Origin of the sequence: Halanaerobium sp. ST460_2HS_T2 (assembly GCF_003337665.1) — a bacterium.
GTDB lineage: Bacteria > Bacillota > Halanaerobiia > Halanaerobiales > Halanaerobiaceae > Halanaerobium > Halanaerobium kushneri.
This window is the reverse complement of the sequence record NZ_QPJF01000048.1, coordinates 1-10,690: the sequence shown is the minus strand read 5'-3', so window position 1 is coordinate 10,690 and position 10,690 is coordinate 1. Positions and strand designations below refer to the sequence as shown.

Genomic DNA, 10,690 nt, shown 5'->3' with positions numbered 1-10,690 from the left:
AATCTTCAAATTCAAATTAAAAGGCTTATTTTTATGATTCGCAGACAATATTTTTTTGAATTAAACTAAATTAAGCGTATTATGAAATTCGCTTATTTAATAAATTATTCTTGCTTTTAGACTCATTAATCTCATTATCTAAAATATCCTGCTGCAGTTTTTCTACATTATCATTTTCAATGATTTTAATAAAATTTTCTACAACTCTAGGAGAAAATTGGCTTCCTTTATTCGTCTTTATTTCATCTAATGCCTGTTCAAAACTTAATGAATCACGATAAGCTCTCTTAGATAACATAGCATCCCATGCATCTGCCACTCCCAGTATTTGCGAAATCAAAGGAATTTCATTCATTTTTAGATTTTCAGGATAGCCCTTTCCATCCCACTTTTCATGATGGTAGAGCACATATTTAGCAATTGGTGTTAAAATTTTAGAACTGCTTAAAGCTTTATTGCCCCAGACAGGGTGTTTTTTTATTAAATCAAATTCCTTATCAGTTAATCTTTCTTTTTTATTTAAAATATTGATTGGAACCAGCAATTTACCTATATCGTGAACCAGCCCTGCCCAATAGGTATCTCTTATCATCTTTTGAGAGAGATTCATTTCTTTAGCTATTGCTGAAGCTAATTTTGCTACATTTTCTGAATGCCCCTTAGTATAAAGATCATACATTTCCATAATTTTAATAATTGAAGTTATTAATTCCTTAGTAAAGTTGGTCTGTAAATCATCAAATCTTTTAAAGGCGAAAAAGGAAGAGGCCAAAGTTGAAAAAGATTCTAAAACTTTTTTAGATATATCACTGAATTTTTTGCTGCTGTTTGCATTAATATCAAGACCTATGCGGCCTACGGTCTGTTCATCTATTATGATATTAATATATAAAGATTCTTTGATCGGTTTTAAGGCTTCTAAAATATCTTTCTTGTTTCTTTCAATCTGATCTATATCAAAAAAATAGTCGTTGGTGTTATTAACAATTTTACTTTTTCTATTAAAAAGCAGCTTTTCATCAAATTTTAGTTTTTCTAAAATTTTAATGTCATGTCCAACCGCATCTACAAATTTGCACTGCTTTTCTTCATTTATTATACATATTTGCCCATAGTCAGCTTCTGGCATTATTTCTACAGCATGCTTTAATAAATCAGCAAAAAATTCCTTTTCACTCAGTAATGTTTTGTCTTCCATATTAGAGACCAACTTAATCATATTAACAAATCTCTGATTGAGTAAATTAACTTCTTCAAAAGACTGCTCTAATTCCTCATTCATGGCCATAACTTCTTGATTATAAGCTGTTAGCTGTTCGTTCGAAGCAGATAGTTCTTCTTTTTGTTCTCTAATTTTTTTTTCGCTTGCTTTTAGTTCCTCATATGATTTTTCTAATAAACTGTTTACTTCCTGCTGCTCCATCTTTTCAACGGTCAAATCTGAAATCATTTCGATTATATCAATTAAGAATTTCATTTTAGCTTTAACTTCCGTTTCTGATACAACAGGCACTTTTTTAACTGCTAAAATATATAAGTTTTCATTAAAATCATATTGTTCTGCCTGTTTTTCAAAAAAATCCAATGAGGGTTCTTCAAAGAAAAACTGTCCTGTAAAAAGATTAGCAAAATGTTCCCCTTTTATAATAATTGGAACAACAACATCAACCAAACCATTTAAACACTTATAAGCATAATAATCTTCCCCTTTGGACACCTTATTCGCTAAGACAGTATCACTTTTTTTGCAATTTTTTGCTGTACATTTATTGACTCGATGAAAATCAGTACAGACTTCTCTCCAACCTGATTTAGATAAAATATTACCTTCAAGATCAACAATTGCAGTTACATAACCTGTTGCTTGATTAAAACCTTCGAGCAATTCATTAAGCCTATCATAATCAAAATAATCACTGATTTTCATATCCATTTTAACCACCAACTTTCAATATAGTTATCCTCTATACTAAACAATTCATAATATTATCAAGTAACTTCTAGAACTACCTCTGCGGCACTCTCTAATAAGTCATCAAATAGTCTTTCTAAATCTATCACTATTACCAAGTTCTCTTTTAAGGTCAATACTCCTTTAATAAATGTCCTATCTACTTTTTGTGAAGCCTTCAAAATATCGGCATTATTAATTTTATCAACTTTAACTATTTCTGAAATTTGATCTACTAATAAACCAACTAAATTTTTTTGAATAGAAACTATTATCACCTTATTTTTATCTTTATTACTGCTTAAATTTATTTTTGTCCCCAAATTAACTAATGGTATTATTTATTCTCTTAATTTTATTATTCCACCTGTAATTAGAATAAATCATTTTCAAACTTTTTCTCCAATTCTGTTAGAGGTCTATATTGCTTATACTAATCCATCTATTTTATTTCTAGCTTTATTGAAATCTAATTTATCATCTATTGAGCGTAATTCTATTTCAACATCATTTTCTTTAGCTCTTTGAATTCCTTCTCTCATATCAGAAGAGAATCCATTGTCAGTATAAACTGCACACAAGTCAGCTTTTTGATACCAACTGATTCCTGCTTCTATCCCAACTTCTCGTTCTTTTGGTATATTATAATCTAATACTTGAGTATAGAGCAAATGCCTTGCAAAAGGTGCTTCGCCTCTTAGAAGACTATCAAGTAGAGCTAATTTAGCGTATCTTATGTTCTCTTTACTCTCACCTTTATACGGTGTTAATATAATTACATTCTTCAGATTCATCACCTTCTATTATTTAAGTATTTAATTGTTATCTATCAAATTAATTCATAAAATACGATAAATCTCTTTCAAAAATGTTTTATTTGTGATCTCCACTTTTTAGTTTAACATGATATTAATTTTTTTGTAATTAATTACACTCTCAGCCTATTTTATTAACCTTCAATCCAAATCTATTTCCAAATTAAGATCTTTAAATAATTTTTCTGTATCAATTACTATTACTAATTTCTTGTTAAGTGTTAAAACACCTTCAATAAATGCTCTATCCACTTTTTGAGAGGTTTTTAAAGTATTTGCTTTATTAATTTTATCAACTTTCACAATTTCCGAAATTTGATCTACTAATAAACCAACTATAACTCCCTGAATAGAAACTATTATGACTTTGTTTTTATCTTTTTTACTTTCTAAATTCATTTTTTTAGCCAGATCAACTATCGGAATTATTTCATCTCTGACTTTAATTATTCCCTTTATATAATCTGGAGAGTCTGGAACCAGAGTTATCTCATTAATCTCTATAATTTCTCTGCTCTGATCTAAGTCTATCGCAAATTCCTGCTCTAAAATCTTAAATATTAAATATTCATTAGTCTTTTCTTTAGAAACCATAATCTAAATCGCCTCTTTTCTGGATGAAATTAGTCTTTTTAAATCTATAATCGGTATTACCTCACTGCCTTCAGTGTAGATTCCTTTTATAAATTCTGAATTCATCTCATTTTTGTTTTCAGTTTCTATATCTTCACTACTAAATGTTAATATCCCTTGCATTTGATCGACCATAAATCCAGAAACTATCCCTGCTATATTAGTTATTATTATTCTTTTATCTTCTTCATTATAAATTGCATCATTATCAATTCCTAAAATATCTTTAAAATCTAGAACTGTAATAACTCCTCCTCTAAGATTAATTACTCCTTTCACATATTTAGGAGTATGAGGAACTCTAGTTATTTCAGGAGGCAGCAAAATCTCTTTCCCTTCCTTTAATTCAATCCCATATCTTTCCTGACCTAAACTAAAAGTTATATACTGTTTTTTGGCAAAATTATTATCTGTTTCAGACACTTTAGTTACCTCCTTTTTTTATGCTATATCCCTGACATCCATGATTAAAGCAATCTCTCCATCACCAATTATTGTTGCTCCAGCAATGTTTTTGGTGCTGCTTAGAAGATCTCCTAATGATTTGACTACTATATCCTGCTGGTTTAGTAGTTCATCTACTCTAAGGGCAGCACTTTTCTTCCCTGAATTAACGATAACTACTTCTATCTCTGAGTCTGAACTCTCATTTTCTTGCTTTTTGAAATCAAGAAAATCGTAACTATCAATTAGAGGAATAGTATTCTCGCGGTAGTTTATCACATCTTTGTTTTTTACTTTTTTTATTTCAGAGTTTGATATTCTTTTTGTTTCACTTACCATTTCAAGTGGAATCGCAAATAAGTCGCCGTCAATTTTAACCATTAGAGCCTCAGTTATAGCAAACTTAAGCGGTATTGTGATCACTATTTTAAAATTTTGATTCTCACTCAATTCCAAATAAAGTTTTCCATTAAGCCTTTCAATAATTTCTTTTGCTTTTTTGATTTCTGTTATCTTTTTATCTATATCATCTAATAATTTTTCAGCAGAAATATTATCTTTCAACAACAGATTGTATTTTTCTTCTATACTCATCTTCTTTAATTCTTCTTTAGAAACAAAATTATTTATTACTATTTTTTCTTCCAGCTCGTCTAGGTTAATCTGCTTACCATCATCTTCAAATTCTATTATAACTTCATTACCTGTTTTATGAGCTCTAACAGAAACTTTTCCCTTTCTATCTTTGCCCATATTTTTTCTTATCTCTTCTTTTTCAATATTATTAGTCAGGCTTTTTAGTAAATTAGTCAGTGGGTCAGCCAGTTTATTTATCATAGCTCTATCAACTTTAATCTCCTGACCTTCAAGCACAAGATTAATTTCTTTCTCATTATTTTCTATAATCTCATCGAACTCTTGAAAGATGTTTGTAAGTGAGACCATTCTTACTTTCATAACTTTATCATGTAATTCAGCTGTTATTCTATCCAGCTGAGATAAAACATCTTTACCTTCTTCTCTAAAAGTTTCTAAAGTTTCAAGTCTTGATTTATTGATTAATAATTCTCCGACTAAATCCATTATTTGATCAAGGTTTTCTAAATCTAAGTCATTTTTCTTATTCATTTTATTACCTCCATCTAAGTGCAGTTTAAATTAGAGAAAAAGAAGGGCTAATACAAACTATCTTGCATTAACCCCCTTTTTTAAGGATAATTTGTAATTATTATAAGTTGAACTTGTTTACAGCTTCTGTTAAATTATTGGCCATATTTGCTAAATCTTCAGCTGCACTTACTATTTCTTCAGTTGAGGCAGACTGTTCTTCACTGGCTGCAGCTACTTCTTCCGAGTTGCTGGCTGCTTCCTGACTTACTGAAGCTATTTCTTTAACACTGGCATCAACTTTATTGCTATTTTCATCTACTATATCTGCTTTATTACTAATTTCTTCAATTAGCTTTCTTAAAGTTTCAGCTGCATTATTAATTTTCTTAAATGATTCTCCTGTAGTATCAATAGCATTAACACTGTCATTAACCACTTCTTCTGTATTATCCATTTTGCTGACAGCACTGCCTACTCCACTTTGAATATCTTTTACAAGACTTCCAATTTGAGTTGTTGCTTCTTCTGATTCTTCTGCTAATTGCCTAATTTCATCTGCTACTACAGAGAATCCTCTACCTGCTTCACCTGCTCTGGCTGCTTCTATTGCTGCATTTAATGCCAACAGATTTGTCTGAGCCGCTATGTCATTAATTAGATTTACAATTTCTCCAATTTTATTTGATAAATCTCCCAATTCATTAATAGTGTTTGAAACTTCAGTAGAATTATTTTTAACACTTTTGATCTTTTCTACTGATTCTTTAATAGAATTATTTCCTTCATTAATATTATTCATTACATTATCTGCCTGCTGATCCATTTCATCAGAGTTTTTCTTAACATCCTGAATCTGCATAATCAGTTCTTCAATATTACTGCTGGTTTCTTCAACCTGTGCTGATTGTTCTTCTGCACCAGAAGCGACCTGCTGGATAGAATCTCCTACCTGAGAAGCTGCTGTAGCTACTTCTTCGCCTGAAGCAGTTAACTCCTCACTTGATGCTGATAAATTTTCCGCTATATCTGATACACTTTTAATAACATTTCTTAACTGATCCTGCATTGTATTTAAAGCTGTCGCTAAGGTTCCTATCTCATCATTACTATCAACATCAATTTTATCTGCAGCTAGATTACCATCAGCAATTTCTTTAGCAAAAGCAACACCTAAATTAACTGGTTTAGTTATACTTCTTGTAATGAAAAAGGCTAGGGCAATACCAATTAATAAAGCAATGGCTAGAGCTATGATAAGATTTCTAATCGCTGCTTCTTGAGCTTGACTCATTTTTTCTAATTGTAAATCCTGTAAATTATTCGCCCGAAGAATAAACTCTTCTGCTTTTTCTTCCATTAAAGCTTTATTTTCATCTTTTACAAGTTCTATATTATGTATTTCTCTAAATACCTGTTCTGTATTCTCTAATTGAGATATGATATTTGCTGCTGCTTCTATATCCTGTTCTTCATTAAAAGAATCTCTCAATTCAACAGCAGTACTTTTTGCTGTTTCAAAGGCAGCTAAAGTACTCTCCGCATATTGATTCTGCATTTCAGCATCTGCAAGATTTATTATATAATTTCTTTCCTGAATTCCAATCTCATTAATATTTTCTATTAGGTGCTGTGCCATTAGTACTGTATTAATTTTTCCTTCTATATCATCTATATCTACATTAGTGTTCAAAGTTGAGTTAAATCTATTTAATAAATCATTAAATTCCTCTGTTTGAGCCTCTTCCAGAGCTTCTATCTGATTTATTAAATTTCCTTCTGTACCTGTAAATTCAGATCTTAAGTCATTCTGCTAAAAAAGTGAATTCGCATAATTATTTGCAGCATTTTTATATTCATCTGCTATTGACTGCATCTCATTAATTCTTTCCTTATCAGCAGGATCATTCATTATAGCCTTAGTTTCTTCTCCTTTTGCCTTCATAGTTTCAATCATTGAATTAATATTATCAATATATATCTGCTCTTCATTAAGCATAAAGTTTTTTTCATTCTGCCTGATTTCTAAAGTAGTTTCCGAAAACCCAGCTGCATCCATTGCAATTGTTGAATTATGATCTACATTATTTAAACCACTGTATCCCATAAATGACATAACTGCTGCTATAATTAATAGTAATGCAAATCCCCCACCAATTTTCACACCTAAATTCAAATTTTTAAACATTAATAAATCATCTCCTTTTATATTTTTTAACACTTTAGAAATTACAACTTTTAATAAAAATTAATTTGTAGCTAAGACTAATTCCACTTCCTTTTTCTTCTCATTTTTAAAAGCATTTTAACATCCCCTTGTTTTAATATTATTGATAATAGTTATTATTATTGACAAAATTTTCTGTTAATTATAAAAAATTAATATTATTCTATTGTAATAATATTTTTACCTTTCTTCTTACTTTCATACATACTGTTATCAGCTCTTCTTGTTAGATCTCCTATTGTATCATTTTTTCTAATTTTAGTAGCACCAAAAGACATTGTTACATTTAATTTTTCTTGGTTGTGATTAATAAAAGATTCATTAATTAATAATTTTAATCTCTTCAATAATTCTTTTAGTTGGTTATTGTTTTTAATATCAAAGAGTATTAATGCAAACTCATCTCCCCCCCATCTAAAAGCCTTATCAGCATCTCTAAGATTGCTCTTTAGTGTTTTAGCTATCATTGATAAAATCTTATCTCCAACTAGATGACCATAATCATCATTAATATGTTTAAAATCATCAATATCCAAAAAACAAAATGCTATATGATCTTTATTTACATCCTCTCTTGCAATTATTTCAGCTAAAATTTCTTCTAAATATTTTCTGTTATTAATTTCAGTTAATTCATCTCTAAAATTGTCTTTTTTAAGTTCGTTAATTTTATCTTCTAAAGATTTTATCTTTGTGTTTTTAAAAAATAATTCTACTGCTCCAATTATTTCATCCTTTTCATTTTCTAAAGGAACAGTTCTAATTGTTACTGGAACACGCTGCCCTTCTTTGTGATGCAGATATACATTTGCTTCTCTTTTTGCTCCATCACTAATTGTGGCGTGTAGGGGACAGCCATTATGACAAAGTTTTAAACCTTCATCGTCTATATGCTGGAGGATATTGTCATAACAATGTTTCCCGATAACTTCTTTTTTTGAAAAACCTGTAATTTTTTCAGCCTCTTTATTCCAGTATTTTATTTTCCTATTTTTATCTACATAATATACTCCTCCATATATATTATCTAAAATATCATCTAATTCTATTTCCATCTATCATCACCTCCTATTGTGTTATTTAATTATCTAAAACATTTAACAATGCATCCGCCACCACAGGTGCAAATTGAGTCCCTTTATTATCTTTAATTTCCGCTAAAGCATGGTTATAACTTAAGGGCTCACGATAAGTTCTTTTAGAATTCATGGCATCCCAAGCGTCTGCCGCACAAAGAATTTGTGATTCAATCGGAATATTATTCTTTTTCAAACCATCAGGATAACCATTACCATCCCATCTTTCATGATGATGCCGTACATATTTGGCTATATGTTGTAATGACTTTGAACTTTCTAAAACATTACTTCCAAAAACAGGGTGTTCTTTAATTACTTCATATTCACTATCAGTTAACTTACCTTTTTTATTAAGCACTTCTAAAGGAATAAGCATTTTACCAATATCGTGTACTAAGCCCGCCCAATAAATATCATCAATTCTTTTCTGTTCAAGTTCCATTTCTTCTGCAATTTCTTCTGCAAGGTTGGCCACATTTTCAGAATGACCTTTTGTATATAAGTCATACATTTCTAGCATTTTAATTGTCGAAGAGATTATTTCTTTAGTAAAATTATTTTGTAAAGAATTATATTCTTTCATCTTATAAAATGAAGAAGCAATATTATAAAAAGCAGAAAATATCTTTTTAGAACTATTAGTAAATTTTTTATTACTGCTGTTTTTAATATCTAAACTTACTCCTGCCTTTTCTTCTCCATTAATGACTAGATTAAAAAACATAATTTCTTGATGTTTATTTAAACTGATCTTATTTAATTTTTTAAACTCATCACTGCTCATATGCTTTTTGTTTTTTTTCTTAATATTTTCAATATCAACAATATCTATTAAAGAATCTTGACTATAAAAAGATTGATTGGGAATTATTCTTTCCTGTAATGATTTCAAATCATAACCTATACAGTCTATAAAATTAACATACTGATCACCAAAAGTATAGACACTGCCAAAATCGGCTTCTGGAATAATTTCTACTGCCTGCTGTAATATTTTACTCAAAAATTCAGCTTCAGAGATTGTATTTAAATTTTCTATATCAGAGACTAAAGAAATCATCTTTTCAAAACGATTATTAAGATCTTCAATCTCTTTAAAAGATTCTTCAATTTCCTCGTTCATTGCTGTAACTTCTTCATTATAAGCTTTTAGCTGCTGATTGTAAGCTGAAAGTTCTTCTTTTTTCTTTTCTAAACTTTTTTCATACTGCTTTTTTTCGCTGACATCAAAGACAAAACCTTCAATGATAAAATTACCATCTTCTTTTCTTTCAATAATTTTAGCACTCATATTGAGCCATATTGTTTCATTGTTTTTCTTCCTTGCTTTAAATTCAAAGTTCTTAACTTCCTCATTTTTATTTAATTGAACTAGAAATTTTTCTCTTTTTTGAGGATTACAATAAAAATCTTTTCCTAAATCACTGTAATGATTTACTGCTTCTTGAACACTATTAAAGCCACCGAGTTCTACCATTTTTTTATTTACCTGTAATACCTGCCCATTAGAACTTGTTTTGATTATTCCAATTGGTGCCTCATTATAGAGTTCAAAATACTTTTTTTGACTATTATTTATAACTTCTTTATATAAATTTTCTTTTTTTTGATACTGTTGTATATTTTCAAGCCAGCTTTTAATTTCATATTCCCCTACTTTATTATGCCTATATCCTTCTGGGTTAATATAATAAGGGTTTTCATACAATCTTCCCTTCCAGACTATATAATCATGTAGTTCAACGGCAGCTTTAATAATTTCTTTGTCGAATTTATTAATACTATATCTACAAAGTGCATTAACGGGATATTTTTCAAAAATTTTATCATGAAGCTCCCATTCATATTTAATTATTTCCTCTTTACCGCCTTTAAAATCTATAACCCCCTTTAATTCTCCAGTTATACTTAAACCAGTATATCCTTCTTTAATAGATGATTTTACTTTTTCCTCCAGCAAAGAAATCATATTATCAGAACTGAAATTAACTGGATTTCCATATAAATCTTCGACATCAAAAACCTGAAGTTGTCCACTCTTTAAAAAATTATCAATATTACCCATTGAGTTATTTAATTCATTTAATATTATTTCTTGATTATCTTCTGAATCAATATAAAGACATCTTTCATTATTTTTTAAACTTCTTTTTATAAAAGAATATGCAGCTGGTAAAACCTCTTCATCTTTTTCATAAAATAATACAGCATGATCTCCTAAGGATATTAAATTTATATTCTCTGTCTTTTTAAAATTAGAAGTCATAAATTAACACCTCTTTTCTAAATTTCAATAAATCAAATAACAAATTACTAAATATTTTTAAATATGGCTTTAAGAACAAAATGGCCTGACGGCCACCCTACTATAGAAGTTAATTAATATTTCTTTAGTAGGGTTTTATCTTTCAAATGTATATTTAAACTTCATTTC

General features: G+C 29.1%; 10 protein-coding genes. All 10 read right to left on the bottom strand.

Going from position 1 to position 10,690, the window contains the following annotated elements; all coding sequences use genetic code 11:
- Positions 1 to 79 precede the first annotated feature (79 nt).
- Positions 80 to 1,933, bottom strand: coding sequence for a PocR ligand-binding domain-containing protein (locus DFR80_RS14550; protein ID WP_114490424.1), 1,854 nt, complete (start codon positions 1,931 to 1,933; stop codon positions 80 to 82).
- 56 nt (positions 1,934 to 1,989) lie between these two features.
- Positions 1,990 to 2,289 (bottom strand): chemotaxis protein CheW, encoded by a 300-nt coding sequence (locus DFR80_RS14545; RefSeq protein WP_255417071.1) that lies wholly within the window; start codon positions 2,287 to 2,289, stop codon positions 1,990 to 1,992.
- Positions 2,290 to 2,379: 90 nt separating this feature from the next.
- Complete coding sequence (locus DFR80_RS14540) at positions 2,380 to 2,745, bottom strand: hypothetical protein (RefSeq protein WP_114490422.1); 366 nt, start codon at positions 2,743 to 2,745, stop codon at positions 2,380 to 2,382.
- Positions 2,746 to 2,907: 162 nt separating this feature from the next.
- Positions 2,908 to 3,360, bottom strand: coding sequence for a chemotaxis protein CheW (locus DFR80_RS14535; RefSeq protein WP_114490421.1), 453 nt, complete (start codon positions 3,358 to 3,360; stop codon positions 2,908 to 2,910).
- 3 nt (positions 3,361 to 3,363) lie between these two features.
- Positions 3,364 to 3,822 (bottom strand): chemotaxis protein CheW, encoded by a 459-nt coding sequence (locus tag DFR80_RS14530; protein ID WP_114490420.1) that lies wholly within the window; start codon positions 3,820 to 3,822, stop codon positions 3,364 to 3,366.
- Positions 3,823 to 3,840: 18 nt separating this feature from the next.
- Positions 3,841 to 4,971 carry a chemotaxis protein CheA gene (locus DFR80_RS14525; protein ID WP_114490419.1) on the bottom strand — a complete coding sequence of 377 codons (1,131 nt, stop codon included), beginning with the start codon at positions 4,969 to 4,971 and terminating at the stop codon, positions 3,841 to 3,843.
- A gap of 100 nt (positions 4,972 to 5,071) precedes the next feature.
- Entirely contained in the window at positions 5,072 to 6,589 is a 1,518-nt protein-coding gene (locus DFR80_RS14520) for a methyl-accepting chemotaxis protein (protein ID WP_114490425.1), read from the bottom strand.
- 174 nt (positions 6,590 to 6,763) lie between these two features.
- The gene (locus DFR80_RS14515; protein ID WP_114490418.1) at positions 6,764 to 7,138 is read right to left on the bottom strand and encodes a hypothetical protein; all 375 of its coding nucleotides are present in this window, start codon (positions 7,136 to 7,138) and stop codon (positions 6,764 to 6,766) included.
- 197 nt (positions 7,139 to 7,335) lie between these two features.
- Positions 7,336 to 8,232, bottom strand: coding sequence for a diguanylate cyclase domain-containing protein (locus DFR80_RS14510; RefSeq protein WP_114490417.1), 897 nt, complete (start codon positions 8,230 to 8,232; stop codon positions 7,336 to 7,338).
- A 25-nt stretch (positions 8,233 to 8,257) separates the two neighbouring features.
- Positions 8,258 to 10,522 carry an HD domain-containing phosphohydrolase gene (locus tag DFR80_RS14505; RefSeq protein ID WP_114490416.1) on the bottom strand — a complete coding sequence of 755 codons (2,265 nt, stop codon included), beginning with the start codon at positions 10,520 to 10,522 and terminating at the stop codon, positions 8,258 to 8,260.
- Positions 10,523 to 10,690: the final 168 nt, after the last annotated feature.